Below are 19551 nucleotides of genomic sequence, written 5' to 3' on the forward strand. Positions count from 1 at the left end.
TACATTGGACAAACTTTTTTTTAGTTATTTGTATTAGTCATAACATATATTTAATTTGTTATATGCGGCTACAGCAGGTGTTTAATCTCTTCAATAGTATCCGAAAATGCAGGCTGGCGTTGAATATCGCTGTGCCAGGCCAGGTCGCGTTCAATTAAATCGATCTCTTTTTTAATTGTTGCACCCTGTTGGCCATTTTCGGTGCCTAAAATATAAACCGTATCTGAAATAGCCACCGCATGCTGAATATCGTGCGACACGATAATGAGTGTTTTTAATTCATCTGAAAGTGATACCTGCAACAGCAGTTCTATAACCTTATCAAGCACACAAACATCCAGGCCTGAAAAGGGCTCATCAAGCAGCAGGAAGGAGGCGCCTTTGAGTAATTGTTGCATAATACTTACGCGTTGCTGCTGGCCGCCGGATAACTGCCCGGGATAATAGTGCTTTACACTGAGCAGCCCGAAGTTGCTGAGGTATTGTTCCACGGTTTCCTTTTCCTTTCCTTTCAGCAATGGGTTTTGCCTGGCAGCCAGTAACAGTGACTGGTAAATGGTACGCCAGTAAAACAGGTAATAGTTCTGGAAAATAACACCCATATCACCTGCCTGTGCAGGGCGGTTACCAAACAGCGTAATGCTGCCTGCACTGGGTTGCTGCAGGCCGGCCAGTATTTTCAGCATTTGTGTTTTGCCGATACCGCTGCGGCCTATCAGCGATACTACCTGCCCTTGCAGCATACCGGGGCGCACAATGTTTTTGATACAGAAATTGATGTCTCTTAAAATAGGGGCATCACCGTATTGTAACTGAATATTGCTGGCCTGCAGCAATACTTCTTTTTTCTGGTAAACAGTCATACTAAAATTGTTAACGGGTGTAAGGAAATAACCATTTGCGTAAAACGCCCAGCAGGCAGTCGAAACAAAGCCCCAGCAGAAAAATGATCAGTTGCAGGGCCAGCACATACGCGAGGTTATTGTATTTGTTATACTTGATCATCATAGCGCCAATGCCGCCCTCGCTCATGTTCAGGCCTTCTACCAGCGTAATCATCAGCCAGGCGATGGCGAAGTTTTGCTGCAGTATTTCCAGCACATTACCTGCCTTGCCAATGATCACGGTTTCGTACAGGGTTTGCCAGTTGTTGTAACCAAGCGTTTTGCACAGGTCATATTCCTGTTTGTTCATGTTGGTAATAATACTCAGCAGCGAGGTAACAAAAAAAGGAACCATGCCAAATATCAGGAGTGATAATTTCAACTGGCTGCCGTTTTGTGTAAGCAGGGTGAAAATAAAAATCAAACCCGTTAATGTGAGATACCGGCATTTGACCAGGAAATGTGCAACTGCACTGAAAAATGGAATGACAGACAGGTAGGCAAATACCAGGGTAATGGCAATGGAATACAACAGAGCCTGTACAGTAAGGCCAATGCTTGTGAGTAAATTATCAAGCAATGTTTTACTGCCCAGTAATTGCAGGAAGGCATCAGCCACTTTTAAAGGCTGCGGTATTAACCCGTTTGAACAAGCCTGCCACAATACCAGGGCTATTGCTACCTGGCCACCTGCGAGTATGGTTACGGTGCTTTTGCTTAATTGCTGAAAGGGTATAAACAGTTTTTTCATGATGCAATGGTTAAGAAACAAGAATAAAAAGAACCGGTGTACAGGCGGAAACCCTGTATATGCAAGGCTTCCGGCACTGTCACGGGTTAAACAACACTACAAACCCAATACAATTTCCACACGGCGGTTTTTACTTTTACCGGCTTCGGTGCTGTTATCGGCAACCGGTTTGGATGAACCATAACCTTTGGCTTCAATCTGGTTTTCTTTCAACCCTTTTTTCAGCATCCATGCTTTTACAGCGCCGGCTCTTTTTTCGCTCAGTGGCTGGTTAATGGCGTCTGAACCATTGTTATCGGTATGGCCATACACACCCAGTTTTAAACCTTCGGCTACTACGGCTGATTCAAATATTTCGTTGAGCAGCTGGTACGAAGAAGGACGGATATTGGCAGAACCTGTTTCGAATTCGATGCTGTACGATTTTGTTGAAACTGCTGCCGTAATTTCCGTTGCGTACTGCGTTTCAATGGGCTTGCCTTCCAGCAGTTCGGGATGGTTGGCAATAACACTGAGCAGGAACGATTTGTCTACCGCTTTTTCATAGGGCAGAAAGCCGGGCATAATAGCAGGATACATTTTTACCATCAGGTTGCCGAAGGTGTTGTACACTGCCTTGTAACGGTCTACCTTATCGGCGCCCAGGCCATAGGTATTGGCCATATCCTGCAGGTTAAATACGGCCGAGCCTCCAAGGTTCACGGTTAATCCCTGCACGTCTTTTTCTTCTACACCGTTAAAGTATTTCAGCCAGTATGCGGCTGTTTGTTCCTGGTACAGTTGTGCGCTTACTTCAGCTGCGAACTTTTTGGCTTCCGTAAACGAGCGAACCTGGTCGCCGGCCTGTGCAAGGGCTACAATCATGTTCTCCACATCGGTTCTGTGATCGTTGGCCCATTTGCGGATAGCAATGGTTTGGTTCGACATCTGCGAAGCATACTGCCTGGTGCTTACAACAGTAACCAGTCCGCCCTTTTTGGTAGCAACGTTTACATCACCGGGTGTCCAGGTGGCAACACCATCTACGCCCACGGTTGTATCGCGGCCGGTGGTTTTGCCGTTGGCCACTATCCTGCGTTTCTCGGTATAACCAGTGATATACTTGTTAGGTGCATCGAGGAAGTCACTTGCAGCTACCAGGTTCACTGCAGTTGCATCGTACGTGGTTTCGTCTGGGTTAACACGCAAACCATTGTCACCGGCCCATTTCAGCAGAATGTTCACGTCGCCGTCACGCATCACGCCGGCTACACATTTACCGATGGCATTGTGCGCATCCTGCTTCCATGAAACCGGGGCCATCACCTGGTCTTCACCAAATGATTTACCATGGGTAACGGGTATAATCACGGGCTGATATTCGGGGCCAAGCGGTTCCAGCTGTTTCGACAAGGCGGTGATAAATGCAGGCATACCATCACCCATAAACGTGATGAGCACACCAGGGGTATTCGGATTGCTTTTGTAATCACTCGCAAATTTTACGAGGTCGGCCATTTGTTTGTTACAGTCATCCTGGCGCAGGTAGCTCACATCCAGTTTTGCTTTATCGAATAAAGAACCTTTTGTGGTGCGTACGCCACCGTTGGCATACATGGCAGAGAACTGGCTGTTCCAGGCCATGCGCTCCCAGGTAACCTGCGAGCCGCCGTTAATGGCCGTTTCATTACCAGGTAAGGGCAACTGCACGGCATTGCTGCTTAAAGATGCATCGGGGGCATCGGGCAATGCTACTTTACCAACTTCTACAGCGCTGGTAGCTGTTTTGGGTAAATGCTGGTACCATTTAACACCGGCAATACCTGCGGCAACAATGCCTGCTATAATCAATACTTTACCGGCGGGTTTTAATTTAATGCTCATATAAGTTGTTTTTACAGTTTGTTTGAGTGTTGTTTTACGGGTGTATGAACATAGGTTGGGTGTTAAGCAGCAGCAGTAGTTTTTTACGCTGTTACTTTCAGGTAATTTGACGGCCTTTGAGTTGGAAAATGATTAGTCGAGCAGCCCTTTGTACCGGTCTGGTACCTGCACATCTTTCAGTCTGCCGTTATTGGCATTGCGTTGCAAGGCGTCGCGGGTGTAGTTAAAATCGCTGTTTACATCAAAACGTTTGATGAGTTCAACAGCCTGTGCCGATTTGGCTTTGTCTTCAAGCACCCTGTCGTCGAGAAAGCGTGAAGTAACATCAATGGCCGATTTAATATGACCTATTTTTTCGCCGATCTTTACTTTCAGCAAGGCCAGTGCTTTTTCGGCATCACTATTCAGCTCATCATCACCCTTAAAGGCTTTCATGGCGCTGGTTACAGCGCTGAGGCCGGTGGTTACAGAGTAATAAAGATCTTTCTTGGCTTCCAGGTCAAGCTTCGCATCTTCGAGCATAATACCACTTTCTTCATAAGCGGTATCGGCAAACTGAACCAGTTTGTTTAAGTCGCCTACAATAGGTGTAACATTTTCGATATACTCTTTACAACGCAATACATTGTTGGCATACAGGTCAACCTGGCGGTTGTTGTTACCTTCTGCCTGCAGAATTTTTACCTTCTGCACATTGAGTTGCAGTTCTTTTTCTTTCCCGTTCAGTTTATCTACCAGTTCGCTTTGTTTCCCCTTTAAACGTGCTGCCTGTTCATACAGCGTGTTGCGGTCTTTATAGCCCTGGTCAATCTTGGCCTGTAAAATATTGAAGGGATTCAGTTCAATGGCCAGGCCAACAGTGTAATTGGCGATAAACTCACTGAAGTATTTCAGTGCGCGCCAGAACTTTTTGTTGGTTACAAGCATCAGCAGAAAGCCTGCGATAACACCTCCTATAACCAGGTTAACCATGTTCCAGGTTACGGTTACCAGCCAGGGCAGTACAAAGGTAAAAAAGCCCCATGCCAGTCCGGCGAATAACAGTACAGCAACAAAAGTGGTAGCCATGTTTTTGGGCTCGCTGAACCAGCCGGGTTTTTGCTGCTGTTGAAATGTGTTTGGCATATACTGTTTGTATTGTTAGTACGCTACGTAGCGTTTTATTTTTTCAATATCGGCCTGTATGGATTGTTTCAGGAAATTGCTTTCCTGCACATAACCGCCGGTGGTTGCTGTTATTTTTTCTTCGTTTTCTTTCAGCTCATTTTGCAAAAGTGTAATGCAGTTGTGCAGGTCCGTGATCTCTTTCGACAGCTGTTGTATACGCTGTGTTTTTTCATTGATTTCTTCCTGTTTGCCATGCACCTTTTGCTGTGTGGTAGCTGTTATGGTGTTATTGAAATTGGCTGCATCTGTATCAATCAGCTGAATGTAGGCTGCTGCGGTTTGCAACAGTTTTTCCTTACTCAAACCCTGTACCTGCAGGCCTGCAAAGGCTGCCTGGTAACGGGCTGTTTCATAGGGTATGGTTTGCATGGCGCTGATCATTTTTGAGAACTCATAATAATCAGGTCCGGGCAAATTGGCCTCTTTAAACAGCTGATCGAAATACTGTTTAAACTTACCATCTGTTGTTACAGGCGGTGCCGGGTTGCGGGCAGGCACAGCCTGCTGTGTTGCCGGTTCGCTGGTAACAGTATTGGATGTATCTGTTACTTCAACAAAAGCTGACAACAGTTTTTTTCCTAAGCTGGACATCGTGTTGTTTGTTTTATAGTTGACTTAATAATAGCTGTATACCCGGCAGGCTGAAACACAAAACCTGGTAAGCATGTGCACCTGTGTGCAAAGCCGTTTTTTGCTGGCTATGCCTGGCATGGTAGTTTTTTGCATGCCGGTGTATAATCGCGAGCATAAGGGTGATGCATACGATCACCAGTATTCTGCTTTTCATAATTGTTGATTATTAAAACTGGATACAAGAATTGACGGGCAGTTCCGCGATGGCGGAAGCCTGGATGGTTTAAACGCGGTAAATCTTTTTGCTGAATTTTACTGGCTGGAGATTGTGGCCGTTGGTTTTACCCTGTTGCTGCAAAGACGAATGCTTGAAAACGTCTGTATGTTGCTCATTTGTCGTGGAGATGTGCTCCTGTTTGATTTGATGAAGTAAAGGTATATGCAGGAAGCCTCACGATGTTAGGGAATGTGAGAGGAGCGGTTTCTTTTGTCTGAAAACGGTAAAGGACGTGTTATCAGCGGTTAAAAAACAGGATGAGGTTTGTTAAGGACATTTTAAGGGTAAGCCGCGCGGATAGGCGGTTAATGAAGCGGATGGATGGTTTTGGAAAACTAAACCAATTGATTTTAAACACATATAATAATTATTATTTATTTATTAGGATTGTAGCTAAATTGATTTTTCACTACAGATATCGCCTTAATTTTGGCATTTTTTTATCTTTTTCGTAACAAAATTTTATTGTTTGTAACATCTTTTAATATATTTGACTTGTACCCATTACTAAAATGCACATGAGAAAGCAAACATACCCTGTTCAACTAAATGCCGTAAACCGCCTGTTGGTGGTTATTGCGCACACGCTCCATAAACTTAAGTTGATACCTGATTCGAGTAGGTATATGCCCATCGTGCTAAATCAATTTAGCCTAATTTAAATTTTATATATCTTTTTGATTAACTGCGATTTGCACCCGTAGTGATTCCTATTCCTTTATTTGTTTTTAAATCAACGCACATGAGAAAACTTTTATCACTGATTACAGTGGCTATGCTGTTTTGCATATTCGCCACTGCCCAATCTCAACAGATCAGTGGCAAAATCACTTCAACAACGGGTACACCGGTTGAAGGTGCCACCGTTTTGTTAAAAGGTACCAAAATGGGTACCAGTACCGATGCGCAGGGTAATTTTACCATTACTGTCAAACCAGGTAGTACCCTTTTAGTAAGCGCGCTGAACTTCAAAGCAAAAGAAGTTTATGTAGGCAAAAACTTTAGCGGCGCTGTACAGCTCGAAGAATCCAATGCATTAATTGATGAGGTGATTGTTACCGCGGGTGGTATTAAAACCAAACGCAGGGAACAAGGTACTGCCAACACTGTAGTAAAAGCTACACAGCTTACTGCAGGTAAAGCAGTGAACATTGCCGGCGGTCTGCAGGGTAAAGTTGCCGGTTTACAGATCAACGCAACAGGTGGTGGTGTTAACCCCAACTACCGTTTAATTCTGCGTGGTCAGCGTTCATTGACTGGTAATAACCAGGCGTTGATTGTATTAGACAACGTAATTGTTCCAAACACTTTACTGGGTAACCTGAACCCTGAAGATGTAGAAGATATCGTAGTGTTAAATGGTGCAGGTGCAGCAGCATTATACGGTTCACAAGCTTCTAACGGTGCCTTGATTGTTACCACCAAAAAAGGAACAAAAGGTGCACCTGTTGTTAAAGTGTCTAACACTACAACTATTGAATCTGTTGCCTTCTTCCCTAAACTGCAATATGCTTATGGTGCAGGTGGTAGCGCTTATGGCTTTGATGCAAATGGTCAACCCCTGTTCTCTAACCTCGAGAACCAATCTTACGGCCCTGCTTTCGATGGCAGCAAAGTTCCCCTGGGTGTGCCTTTGGAAGATGGCAGCCAGGATTCTGCTTTCTATAGCGGCAACAACGCACACAACAACTTCTGGGTAAAAGGTTATACTAACCAGACTGACTTCTCAGTTTCTTCTGGTGACGAAAAATCTACCTTCTATCTGTCTGGCCAGTACGCGAAAGTGACCGGTACAACACCTGAAGACCGTTATAACCGTACTACACTGCGTGCAAACGGTACCCGCAAAATCACTGATAAATTGCTGGCTACCTATACTGCTACTTACTCGCAGAACAGGTACGACATTACTACGCAAACTTCAAGCATGTTCGCCAACCTGCTGAATATGCCACAGAACGTAGATGTTACCAAATACAAAAACTGGCGCACAGACAAATTTGCCAACCCCAACGGTTATTATAACCCATGGTATCAGAACCCATACTTTACGCTCGACAATAACAGGTCTAAACAGCGTAATGACTATCTGACCGGCAACATTGAATTGAAATATTCTCCTACTTCATGGTTAGATTTAACCGGTCGTCAGGCTATTGCTACAAGAAACAGCTCTTACAAAAACACAGTAGGCTCATTCGATTATACCAAATTTGCTGAAACCAGCAGCGGTGCAAAAACTGATATCAAAGCTTCAGTTGCTGATGGTTCATCTTATACCACTGAACTGTTAACCGACCTGTTGGCCCAGTATCACAAGAAATTTGGTGATTACAGTGTGAACGTGATCGGTGGTGCCCAGTTCCGCCAGGATGAATCACAGGGTATCGACGTATCTGCCGGTGGTTTATCCATTCCTGGTTTGTTCAACAACAGCAACACCACTGCAAGAATCTCTGGTCCTGAAACCAACTTCAAGGCCCGTCAGTTCGGTGTGTTTGGTGATATCCGCCTGGGTTACAAAAACTTTTTGTTCTTACACGGTACAGGCCGCAACGACAAGGTTTCTATCCTTGCTCCTGAAAACCGTTCGTTCTTCTATCCTTCAGTTGACCTCTCTTTCATCGCTACAGATGCATTGGATTTCCTGAAAAGAAGCAAAACCATCAGCTACCTGAAACTGCGTGGCGGTTGGTCTAAAGTAGGTCAGGTGAACCTGGGTAACAGCACAAACTTTGGTGCTTATTACCTGCAGCAGACTTTCAGCCAGCAGCATGGCTATCCTTTCAACGGCGTTGCAGGCTACGGTTTGGACAACACCCTTGTTTCTCCAAGTCTGAAACCTGAGATCACCAAAGGTTACGAAGGTGGTTTTGATTTGAACCTGCTGAAAGACAGGGTTGTTACTTCACTTACTTATTACAGCACTAAAACTGATAACCAGACAGTATCAACCAACGTATCTAATGCTACCGGTTATACTGCTTACCGTGTAAATACCGGTCAGACTTCAAGCCGTGGTTTAGAGCTGGCAGCACACGTTACGCCTATCAGGTCTCGTGATCTGGACCTGACAATTGGTGGTAACTATACTTACCTGGACAATAAAGTAAACTTTATCAGTGCCGACCTTTCTAAAATTTCACTGGCAACCTACGGTAACGGTTCCGGCTCTTATGCAGTAGCTGGTCAGGCATTCCCTGTTATCATGGGCTTCGATTATTTCCGTGATCCACTGGGCCGTGTAATTGTTGATTCTAAAACAGGTACACCACAGGCAGATAAAGACAACCTGAAAATTCTGGGTAATGCAGTTGCTAAAAACCGAGTAAGCCTTGATCTGCAGGTTCGTTATAAAAACTTCCGTTTCTCTACCTTGTTTGAATACCGCGGTGGTTACAAAGTGTTCAACAACATGGGTACAGAACTTGACTGGGCTGGTACCGGTATCAGAACTGCTGCCTTCAACCGCGAACGTTTTGTATTCCCGAACTCAGTATACATGGATGGTTCTGGCAAATATGTGGCTAACACCAACATCACTGTACAGGATGGTAACGGTAACTCAGGTTTCTGGACCAACGATGAAAACCGTGGTGTAACAGCTAACTATGTTACTTCAGGTAATTTCTGGAAATGGAGAGAAGTTTCTCTGGCTTACGATGTACCAGCAGCAATACTGGCTAAAACAAAAGCCATTAAAAGTGCAACGATCAGCATCCAGGCACGTAACCTGTTTGTATGGCTGGCAAAATCAAATGTGTATACCGATCCTGAATACAGCGACGCAGGTAACGACAGCAATGGTATTGGTTTAACCGGCCTCGGTCAAACTCCGCCATCACGTTTTTACGGTGCTACTTTGTCACTCACTTTCTAGGATAGTATAATCAATCACAGGCCCTGCCTGGAGCTTGTTTCAAAGCAGGGTTGGTTTTAAAATTTACAGTAATGAAAAAACTTATATTTCTTATAGCGGGTGGTGTGATGGTAGCAGGTACCTCTTGTAAAAAATACCTGGATATCAACGATAACCCCAACAGTGCCACTACCGGTACACCAGAGGTAGTGCTTCCACAGGCACTGGTATTTACTGCTTCTACCATGAACACATTAAACAGCTATGGTTCACAGCTGGTGGGTTATGCAGTAAATGCCGGCGGTTATGGCGGTTTCGGATCTTCTGTTACCTACAATTTCGGCAGCAGCGATTACAGCGGTATCTGGTCTAACACGTTCGATAACCTGAACGATTACCAATACGTAATTAACGCAACAGACACCATTGCTGATTATGGCATGTACAATGGTGCAGCTAGGATTATGAAAGCATTCCATTACCAGATGCTTGTTGATACTTATAATGATGTGCCTTACAGCGACGCATTAAAAGGTACAGGTTCACTGACACCTAAATACGACAAAGCAGAAGCAATTTATGCGAGCCTGGCTAACCAGCTGGATTCTGGTATTGCTTCGCTGAAAAAAGCACAGGCTTCCCTGGATAGCGACCCCAACAGTAACGTAAAGGCGCTGAAAGTAAATGCCGGCTATGATCCTTTGTTCAAAGGCGACGTTAAACAATGGGTACGTTTTGCCAACACTATTAAACTGCGTCTGATTTTGCGTGCAGGTAATAAAGTTGCCTGGAAAAACCCCACTTTTGATGCATTGGGCTTTCTTACCAGCGATGCTATTATACAGCCTACTTTCATCAAAGACAATGGTCAGCAGAACCCCGCTTACGATACATGGAGCTATAAATACGATGGCTCTGCAGGTAACAAAGCATGGATTACCAGTATCTATGCGCTGGGCTTTTACAACGGTAAAAAAATCAGCGACGAAAACAGGGGTACAGTTATGTACCAGGGCTATCCTAACGTAGCTGCTAACCAGCTTGGCTTTGAAAGCAACAGCGTGCCTTCATGTCCTGCGGGCAGTGTTTGGTTGCCTTCTCTGGGTTCTGGTGCACTGAAAGGTCCTAACGCGGGTTATCCTGCTATGCTCGCAGCTGAAAGCTATTTCCTGCAGGCTGAAGCTGTAGTACGCGGTATTATTCCAGGCAATGCAGAAGCCTTATTCAACAAGGGCATTGAAGCTTCTTATACTTTCCTGTATAAAAAAGCAGACAATGTTACCCTGGTTGGAGATCCTGTTGCTGATGCTGCTGCCTACCACGACGAAAATGACAATACCGACAACTACCTGGTGAACTTTAACCTGGCGACTACATTCGACGAACAGATTGAAGCAATCATCACCCAGAAATACATTGCCCTGAACTTTGTAAATGGAGCAGAAGCATTTAATGAATATCGCCGTACACACTACCCTGTAACTGCGGGTAACAGCGATGCAGTAAACAGCTTTGCTTCCACACAGTCTACCAGCACACGTCCTGACAAACTGCCTACCAGGGTGTTGTATCCCAGCACTGAGGCCAGCAATAACTCAGGTAACCTGCCCAAAGGAATTAACCCGAATACTTCTTTTATCTTCTGGGCTTTACAATAACTTTTAATTCTATCAGAGTATGAGATTTTCATTAAAACATATACTGCCGGTTCTCGCTGCAACAGCCATGGGGGCAACTTCATGTCTTAAAGATGCTCCTGCGGTTGACCCTTCACAGTCAAACAGCGTAGTTGAGTTTGCCAATACCGGTTCTATCGTTTCCGGCGCCAATGCTGCATATGCCCGTTTTTCTAGCGATCTCGGTGTATTGAAAACAGGCGATTCCGCCAAATTCAATGTAAATGTGAGTTATTCAGGTGCAGATGCTGCCCCAACAGATATCACGGTAAACCTCGCAGTAGATACGGCAGCCTTAACTGCCTACAATAACAGCGATGATGGTGATTATGTAGCACCTCCGACAACTATTTATAAAGTACCCAGCTCAGTGGTAATTAAAAAGGGTACACACCAGTCACAAGTTCAGGTAACCGTAGTGGTAAATGCATCTTACGATTTTAACGTAAACTATGCATTGCCTTTAACTATTGCTTCTGCTTCTTCAGGTATTATCAGCGGCAATTTCGGCAAAGCGATCTATTCGTTCTCTGCACGTAACAGTTATGATGGTAAATACACTATTACCGGTACTTTTAATGACACGCAAAGCGGTGCATTCAATGGCTGGTATCCATTGGACGAAGAACTGATTACTTACTCAGGCAATTCAATTGCCCTGAAAGATGTAGAATATTCGGGTAACTATGGACATCCGTTTTACAGCGATGCGAGCGGCAGTAAATCTTACTACGGTAACTTTGCTCCTATTTTTTACTTCGATGCAAGCGGTAATGTTACCAGCGTAACCAACTATTACGGACAGGCAACCAACTCACAGAAACGTGCTGCACAACTTGATCCTACCGGTATCAATAAAATCACCTTCAACGCAGATGGTAGCGTAAAATCATTTGCTGTGACTTATTGGATGGTTCAGGCTGGTGTTAACAGAACCAAGTTCGATGAGGTATTTACTTACACTGGCGCACGTTAATAAACAAGCACCTTGTATATAAAAAGAGGCTGTACGGGTTTAACCCGTTACAGCCTCTTTCTTTTATCAGCTTATTCGTGTACATACCCCCCCATTCACCTACTCCATAGTTTCATCACAACAGTATTTAGCGGTTTCAAACTCCAGCGTGGCGTGTACAATTTGCTGGTGTTGCAGTTCATGTTTAATCTGCTTTTTCATGGCATCCTGCTGTTCGGGTGTGCAGTTGTCATCTACTACAATGTGTGCAGTTAAGGCATTGGCCGTAGTGCTGATGCCCCATACGTGAATATGATGAATGTCTTTTACACCGTTGACCTTCTTTACGGCGTTTTCAATGTCGGCCAGACTGAGATTTACCGGTACGCCATCCAGTGCAAGGCGCAGGCTTTCTTTCAACAGGTTCCAGGAACTGGCAATCAGTATCACAATAATGGCAAGACTTACCACTGTATCTAACCAGGCCCAGTTGGTAAAATAAATCACCACACCTGCCACCACCACACCCAGTGAAACAGCCGCATCGGCCATCAGGTGCAGGTAAGCGGCTTTGGCATTGAGCTCGCTGTCTTTACTTTTCATAAACAATAAGGCGCTAAGTGCATTTACCGCAATACCAATGGCTGCTATAATGGCCACTCCGCCACCATGCACCGGCTCGGGCGGGTGCAGCAGCCGCTGAATACTTTCCCAGCCTATTACACCAACGCCAATAAACAGCAGCAGCGTGTTGAGCAACGCAGTTAGGATGGTGGTTTTACGGTAGCCAAATGTGTATTTATCTGTAGGTTTTATTTTGGCCAGGCGAAGTGAAAGCAATGACAGGCCCAGCGTAGCCACATCACTGAAATTATGCCCTGCATCGGTTAACAGCGAGAGGGAATTGGTTATAAAACCGCCAATCAGTTCGGCCACTACAAATACCAGGTTTAGTACAATGCCTGCTACAAATGCACGGGTATTGTCGGGTATAGTACCGGCAATGCCGTGATGATGGTGATAGCCATGTTCGTGCCCATGCCCGTGATCATGGCTGTGAGAGTGGGTATGCTGCACTGTTTGTTCAGTTGCCATTGCTGGTTGTTTTAAAGCAAAGTTCGGAAACGGCAATGAATTGATACCCTGCCCTTATTGCAGCGAAGATGCAAACGTGTGCTGGTTATTTGTTGGTGCCTGTATTGTCGTTACCAAAAGTTTCGTAAGGCTTTTGTGCACTGTCGCTTTTGTGTTCAGGCGAGCTGCCGGCTGCCGGCGCAACGGGTAAAACAGGTGCCGGCTGACCAATATGCAGCAGCCGGGCGGTAAATAGTCCCAATACAAAAGTGAGTATTGCTATCAGCAACCAGTTGCGCTGCGACCAGTTGGGTGTGCTTGTGTGTGGTGTTGCCATAAGCCAGGTTTATAACCTGCATGTTGCACTAATCGGGCCATAGTGTATCAGGCTGGTAGCAGGTCCAGTTTCAGCATCAAATCAGTTTGTACATCGGTGCCCACGGTGTAGTGGTGGGTACTGAATGCCACAAACCCGTTTCTGCGGTAAAAGGCCAGTGCTTTGGCATTGTGTTCCCAAACACCCAGCCACAGGTATTGCAGGCGTAGCTCTTTTACCAGTGCGATGGCCTTGTTCAGCAATAGCTGGCCTATTTTTTGTCCTTGCCAGTTCTGCACTACATAAATGCGTTCCAGTTCCAGTGCATTGGCGTCATGAAGTTCGGTTTGTGCAGGAGCAAAGTTCAGTTTCATATAACCGGCAACAATATCACCTGCCATGGCAAAATAAAACCGGCAATGCGGCGATGTTAGTTCTTTGGTTATCTGCAGCAGGTTATAGGTCTTTTCCAGGTGCTGCTCCATATCGGCAGCGCTGTTTTGTGCAGCAAAGGCATCGTAAAATGTTTGCCTGCTCACATCGGCCAATACCTGCGCCTGACCGGGTGTAACTGTTACAATATGAATAGCTGGCATCATAATCTGTATTTATGTAAGATAGTAAATTATAAAAAGCAACAGCCGGCAGTGCACATTGCGCCCGGCGCTGTTGGTACTGCATGAAATGAATAAAAAAAGGGAATCCCATACAATGCAGCAGCAGGGCTGTTTACAGCGGAAACAGCTGTTAAGGTGCTACTGGCGAAAGCTGCCGGGGCTTACAGCACTGCTTGTTATTAAAGGGTTTACCTAATTTAGTCTTTCCAATAAATCTATCAGCATATGACTATCCAGCAATTAGAGTACGTTATAGCATTAGATGATTACCGGCATTTTGTAACAGCTGCCACCCATTGCAGTGTTACGCAACCGGCGCTGACTATCCAGGTAAAAAAGCTGGAAGAAGAGCTGAATATGCAGCTGTTTGACAGGAGCAAGCAACCGCTGGAACCCACCAGGGCAGGAAAAGAAATTATTGCCCGCGCAAGAGAAGTATTACGCCAGCTAAGTCATATGAGAGATTATGTGGACGATGAAAAAAACAGCATCAGCGGGTCGTTCAGGTTAGGTATTATACCCACGCTTGCACCTTATTTATTGCCGCTTTTTTTGCCTGCTTTTACCAAGGCTTGTCCTGACTGCAACCTTGAAATTGAAGAAGATCATATTTTCGGTTTGCTGGATAAGCTGGCTAACGATAAACTTGATATGGCTATTTTATCTACCCCGGTAGATAACCCGGTATTACGCGAAATTCCTTTGTTTAACGAGCCTTTTATGGGCTACCTGCCGCTGAAACACCCACTGGGTAAAGCATTGAAGCTTGAGACCAGTGATCTTGACGCGAAAGAACTGCTGCTGCTGAGCAAAGATTACTGTTATTCATCACAGCTGATGCAGGTATGCCATACCAAAAAGCTGGCGCGCCGCGATACGCCTTACGGGTTCCAGGTGAGTTCGATAGAAACACTCAAAAACCTTGTAAAGGCTAACCAGGGTTTTACACTGGTACCCGAATTATCGGTGATAGGCGAAGGAGCCGATAAGCGCATCAAACGTTTTAAAGATCCGCAGCCTGCAAGGGAAATAAGCCTGGTAGTGCACCAGAGTTTTCCCAAAGAAACCTTGCTGGAAAAAATACGCGAAGTAATTGCAGCCAGTGTACCTGCATCGATGCAGCAAAGCAAATACAAACGCATTAAATGGAATGATGTGAATTGCCTGCGGGTACTGGGGGCGGCTGTTTAGTTTTCATAGCATTATTTTTGATAGCTTCATCTACTAAAGCAGTGTTATGTTACAACTACAGTACCCGTCTCTGCTGCAGGCAGGCTATTTTATCAATAATGAATGGAAAACAGATACCAGCGCCACATTCCCGGTGTATAACCCTGCAACCGGTGAAGAAATAATACAGGTAGCAGACGCTGCTGATACACATGCCACAGCCGCGGTAGAAGCTGCCCACGCGGCATTTGCGCAATGGAGCCGCCTGCCGGCAAAGGAACGCTCAAATATTCTGCGTAAATGGTACCAGTTAATCATCAATCATACAAACGACCTTGCCTTGCTGCTGACCAGCGAACAGGGCAAGCCGCTGGCCGAAGCTGCAGGTGAGGTACAGTACGGCGCTTCGTTTATTGAATGGTTTGCAGAAGAATGCCGCCGTGTATACGGCGATATTATTCCCGCACCTGTGGCAGACAGGCGTTTCCTGGCCATGAAGCAGCCCATAGGCGTGGTTACGGCTATTACGCCGTGGAACTTTCCCGTAGCCATGATTACCCGTAAAATTGCGCCTGCGCTTGCAGCGGGTTGTACGGTGGTGCTAAAACCGGCAGAAGATACACCGCTGTGTGCGCTGGCACTGGCGCAACTGGCCCAAGAAGCGGGCATGCCTGCCGGTGTGCTCAATGTAATACCTACCATGCAGGCCGAGGCTGTGGGTAAGGTATTAACCACGCACCCGCTGGTGCAGAAAGTCTCATTCACCGGTTCTACCGAGGTGGGGCGCATACTGATGAAACAGGCTTCCTCTACCGTTAAAAAGTTATCGCTGGAGCTGGGTGGTAATGCGCCGGTCATTGTATTTGATGATGCAGACATTGATGCCGCTGTAAAAGGAACCATTGCCAGTAAATACCGCAATGCCGGGCAAACCTGCGTATGCGCTAATCGTGTGCTGGTGCAGCGTTCTATTTATCCTGCATTTATGGAAGCCTACAAAAAAGCGGTGGCTGCGCTAAAGGTTGGTAACGGCACAGAAGAAGGTGTAACCATCGGGCCGCTCATTAATACAGATGCGATTGAAAAGGTAGAACGCCTGCTGCAGGATGCCTTATCCAGGGGCGCTGAACTGGTATTGGGTGGCCAGCGTACACAGGCAAACAGCCTGTATTATGCACCTACCATTATTTCCCGCTGCACAACAGCTATGGAGCTAAGCCGGGAAGAAATATTCGGGCCGGTATCTGCCGTATATATTTTTGATATGGAAGCCGATGCCATTGCACTGGCCAATAACACCGAGTATGGACTGGCCGCTTATTTCTTTACGCCGGACATACATAAAATATGGCGCGTGGCCGAACAGCTGGAGTATGGTATTATTGGGGTAAATGAAGGATTGATATCGTTTGCTGAAGCACCTTTCGGCGGTATCAAGCAAAGCGGTTACGGTAAGGAGGGCAGTAAGTATGGTATAGAAGATTATCTCGCGATAAAATATGTATGCCTGGGCGGTATGCAGTAAGCCTGCCCGGGTGCAATAAAAAACGGCAACAATGGATACAAATTCCTGTTGCCGTTTTTAGTTATATCAACACGCAGTGTATTAATCCAGCACAGGACGCAGCCATTTCTCTGCTTCATCTGCCGTCATGCCCTTGCGTTCCTGGTAATCTTTAAACTGGTCGTCCAGTATTTTACCGATACCGAAGTACTGGCTTTGCGGGTGACTGAAATACCAGCCGCACACGGATGATGCAGGGTACATTGCCAGCGATTCTGTTAAGGTAATACCGGTATGTTTGGTGGTTTCCAGCAAATCGAACAGCTTGTATTTTTCTGTGTGATCGGGACAGGCAGGATAGCCCGGGGCCGGACGGATGCCGAGGTATTTTTCTTTAATCAGGTCTTCCTTGCTCAGTATCTCGTCTGATGCATAACCCCACATGTCTTTACGTACACGCTCGTGCAGGGCTTCTGCAAATGCTTCTGCAAAGCGGTCTGCAAGGGCCTGCAGCATAATTTTGTTGTAATCATCGTGTGCTGCTTCAAGGCGCTGTAAATGTGGTTCAATGCCGTGAATGGTCACGGCAAATGCGCCGATATAATCTTCCACACCGGCTGATGCTGGCGCAATAAAATCTGCCAGGGAAAGATTGGGCTGGTCTGCTGCTTTTTTTACCTGCTGACGCAAAAACTCCAGCGTGGTAGGTGTACCATCTTTAACAACGGTAACGCTGTCGTCGCCGGTTTTGCCGGCAGGCCAGAAGCCTACTACACCATGTGCAGACAGCCATTTCTCGGCAATCATCTGGTCTAACAGGGCGTTGGCATCATTGTATAATTTGGTCGCTTCCTTGCCTATTACTTCGTCTTCCAGCAGCTGCGGGAAGCGGCCGCCGAGTTCCCATGTAATAAAGAACGGACCCCAGTCAATGTACCGGCGCAGCTCGGCCATATCAAAATCAGGGAACGCCTTGATACCGGTGAAGGTTGGTTTTACAGGCCGGTGCTTAGTCCAGTCAGGCTGCAGCGCTTTTGCTTTTGCGTCTTTATAAGGAATATATTGTTTGGATGATTTGCGGTTGGCAAAATCTTCTTTCAGTTTCAGGTATTCGGTATTTACGCCGCTGAGGAAACCGGGCTTCTGGTCATTACTCAGCAAAGAACCTGCAACGGTTACACTGCGTGATGCATCGAGCACATGCACTACACCGTTTTCGTATTCCGGTGCAATTTTAACGGCGGTATGTGTACGCGAAGTGGTAGCGCCGCCAATAAGTAAAGGTTGCACCATATTGCGGCGTTTCATTTCTTTGGCCACATGCACCATCTCATCCAGTGAAGGGGTAATTAAACCGCTGAGACCAATGATGTCTACATTTTCTTTCTGTGCGGTTTCGAGTATTTTATCAGCAGGCACCATTACGCCCAGGTCAATAATGTCGTAGCCATTGCAACCGAGTACAACGCCTACAATGTTTTTACCAATATCGTGCACATCGCCTTTCACGGTAGCGAGCAGAATTTTGGCTGTACCGCCCTGCTGTGCTTTGGGGTTGTTGCGTTTTTCTTCTTCAATGTATGGTGTTAATACTGCCACGCTTTTTTTCATTACGCGGGCGCTTTTAACTACCTGCGGCAAAAACATTTTACCTGAGCCGAATAAATCACCCACCACGTTCATGCCATCCATCAGCGGGCCTTCAATTACTTCCAGTGGTTTGCTGTACAGCTGCCTGGCTTCTTCCGTATCTGCTTCAATAAAATCGGTGATGCCGTTTACCAGTGCATGTTTCAGGCGTTCCTGCACACTGGTGTTGCGCCATGCATCATCTTTCTTTACTTCCTTGCCTTTGGCTTTTACGGTTTCGGCAAAGGCAAGCAGTTTGTCTGTTGCATCGGGGTGGCGGTTCAGGATAACATCTTCGCACAACTCGCGCAGCTGCGGTTCTATTTCATCGTATACTACCAGCTGGCCGGCATTCACAATACCCATGTCCATACCGGCCTTGATAGCATGGTACAGGAACACGCTGTGCATGGCTTCCCTTACGGGTTCGTTGCCGCGGAAAGAGAAGGAGATATTACTTACGCCACCGCTGATTTTAGTAAGCGGCATGCGTTGTTTAACGGCACGTGTGGCTTCAATAAAATCAACTGCATAGTTGTTGTGCTCTTCAATGCCTGTAGCAATGGCAAATATGTTGAGATCGAAGATGATATCCTGCGGGGGAAAACCAACTTCTTTGGTTAAGATATCATAGGCGCGCTGGCAAATGTCTATCCTGCGCTGGTAGGTATCGGCCTGGCCCTGTTCATCAAACGCCATTACCACTACTGCTGCGCCATAGCTTTTGCAGATGATGGCTTCGCGTTTAAATTTCTCCTCGCCTTCTTTCATGGAGATGGAGTTCACGATACACTTACCCTGTACGCATTTCAGTCCTGCCTCAATGATCGAGAATTTGGAAGAATCGATCATGATGGGAATTTTGGCGATATCGGGTTCGCTCTGCACCAGGTTCAGAAAGGTAGTCATGGCCTGCACACCTTCCAGCAGTGCATCATCCATGTTTACGTCAATCACCTGCGCGCCGCTCTCTACCTGCTGCCTGGCAACACTGAGTGCTTCTTCATAGTTGTTTTCTTTGATTAAACGGGCAAACTTTTTAGAGCCGGTTACGTTGGTGCGTTCACCTACGTTGATAAAATTTGTTTCCGGCCGTACAATCAAAGGCTCCAGTCCAGACAGCCTTAAGTAAGGTTTAATTGTATTTACTGCGCTCATAATATTTCAGAACCTCCGGAACTGGTCCGGTTTAAAGTAGTGCAAGGTGTAAGAACTCAAATGTGTTGAAACTGCTGC

General features: G+C 46.0%; 15 protein-coding genes. 5 read left to right on the forward strand and 10 right to left on the reverse strand.

Features of this window, described 5'->3' with window-relative positions; all coding sequences use genetic code 11:
- Positions 1-68: 68 nt before the first annotated feature.
- The 6 genes from DXN05_RS06180 to DXN05_RS06205 all read right to left on the reverse strand — a co-directional run bounded on the left by DXN05_RS06180 (position 69) and on the right by DXN05_RS06205 (position 5452).
- Complete coding sequence (locus DXN05_RS06180) at positions 69-863, reverse strand: ABC transporter ATP-binding protein (RefSeq protein WP_116846295.1); 795 nt, start codon at positions 861-863, stop codon at positions 69-71.
- Between the two features lie 10 nt (positions 864-873).
- Positions 874-1635, reverse strand: coding sequence for an ABC transporter permease (locus DXN05_RS06185; RefSeq protein ID WP_116846296.1), 762 nt, complete (start codon positions 1633-1635; stop codon positions 874-876).
- Between the two features lie 96 nt (positions 1636-1731).
- Positions 1732-3498: an OmpA family protein gene (locus tag DXN05_RS06190; RefSeq protein ID WP_116846297.1), complete on the reverse strand. Its 1767-nt coding sequence runs from the start codon at positions 3496-3498 to the stop codon at positions 1732-1734.
- 132 nt (positions 3499-3630) lie between these two features.
- Complete coding sequence (locus DXN05_RS06195) at positions 3631-4623, reverse strand: hypothetical protein (protein ID WP_116846298.1); 993 nt, start codon at positions 4621-4623, stop codon at positions 3631-3633.
- Between the two features lie 15 nt (positions 4624-4638).
- Entirely contained in the window at positions 4639-5256 is a 618-nt protein-coding gene (locus DXN05_RS06200) for a hypothetical protein (RefSeq protein ID WP_116846299.1), read from the reverse strand.
- A gap of 13 nt (positions 5257-5269) precedes the next feature.
- A complete protein-coding gene (locus DXN05_RS06205; protein ID WP_116846300.1) occupies positions 5270-5452 on the reverse strand; it encodes a hypothetical protein in 183 nt (60 codons plus the stop codon).
- 805 nt (positions 5453-6257) lie between these two features.
- On the opposite strand from DXN05_RS06205, the gene DXN05_RS06210 reads away from it, so the two are divergent.
- From DXN05_RS06210 to DXN05_RS06220, 3 genes are all read left to right on the forward strand, one after another.
- A complete protein-coding gene (locus tag DXN05_RS06210; RefSeq protein ID WP_116846301.1) occupies positions 6258-9395 on the forward strand; it encodes a SusC/RagA family TonB-linked outer membrane protein in 3138 nt (1045 codons plus the stop codon).
- Positions 9396-9466: 71 nt separating this feature from the next.
- Entirely contained in the window at positions 9467-11032 is a 1566-nt protein-coding gene (locus DXN05_RS06215) for a SusD/RagB family nutrient-binding outer membrane lipoprotein (RefSeq protein WP_116846302.1), read from the forward strand.
- A 19-nt stretch (positions 11033-11051) separates the two neighbouring features.
- Positions 11052-12026: a DUF1735 domain-containing protein gene (locus tag DXN05_RS06220; protein ID WP_116846303.1), complete on the forward strand. Its 975-nt coding sequence runs from the start codon at positions 11052-11054 to the stop codon at positions 12024-12026.
- 99 nt (positions 12027-12125) lie between these two features.
- Here DXN05_RS06220 and DXN05_RS06225 read toward each other — a convergent pair whose 3' ends face one another.
- The 3 genes from DXN05_RS06225 to DXN05_RS06235 all read right to left on the reverse strand — a co-directional run bounded on the left by DXN05_RS06225 (position 12126) and on the right by DXN05_RS06235 (position 13994).
- Positions 12126-13100: a cation diffusion facilitator family transporter gene (locus tag DXN05_RS06225; RefSeq protein ID WP_116846304.1), complete on the reverse strand. Its 975-nt coding sequence runs from the start codon at positions 13098-13100 to the stop codon at positions 12126-12128.
- An 85-nt stretch (positions 13101-13185) separates the two neighbouring features.
- Positions 13186-13416, reverse strand: a complete 231-nt coding sequence (locus DXN05_RS06230; RefSeq protein ID WP_116846305.1) for a hypothetical protein — start codon at positions 13414-13416, stop codon at positions 13186-13188.
- 47 nt (positions 13417-13463) lie between these two features.
- Positions 13464-13994 (reverse strand): GNAT family N-acetyltransferase, encoded by a 531-nt coding sequence (locus tag DXN05_RS06235; RefSeq protein ID WP_116846306.1) that lies wholly within the window; start codon positions 13992-13994, stop codon positions 13464-13466.
- A 243-nt stretch (positions 13995-14237) separates the two neighbouring features.
- Here DXN05_RS06235 and DXN05_RS06240 point away from each other — a divergent pair, with 243 nt between their 5' ends.
- Positions 14238-15203 carry a LysR substrate-binding domain-containing protein gene (locus DXN05_RS06240; protein ID WP_116846307.1) on the forward strand — a complete coding sequence of 322 codons (966 nt, stop codon included), beginning with the start codon at positions 14238-14240 and terminating at the stop codon, positions 15201-15203.
- A gap of 46 nt (positions 15204-15249) precedes the next feature.
- Positions 15250-16707, forward strand: coding sequence for an NAD-dependent succinate-semialdehyde dehydrogenase (locus DXN05_RS06245; RefSeq protein WP_116846308.1), 1458 nt, complete (start codon positions 15250-15252; stop codon positions 16705-16707).
- Between the two features lie 81 nt (positions 16708-16788).
- Here DXN05_RS06245 and metH read toward each other — a convergent pair whose 3' ends face one another.
- Positions 16789-19473, reverse strand: coding sequence for a methionine synthase (gene metH, locus DXN05_RS06250; protein WP_116846309.1), 2685 nt, complete (start codon positions 19471-19473; stop codon positions 16789-16791).
- Positions 19474-19551 lie beyond the last annotated feature (78 nt).

It is taken from the genome of Deminuibacter soli (assembly GCF_003412455.1).
GTDB lineage: Bacteria > Bacteroidota > Bacteroidia > Chitinophagales > Chitinophagaceae > Deminuibacter > Deminuibacter soli.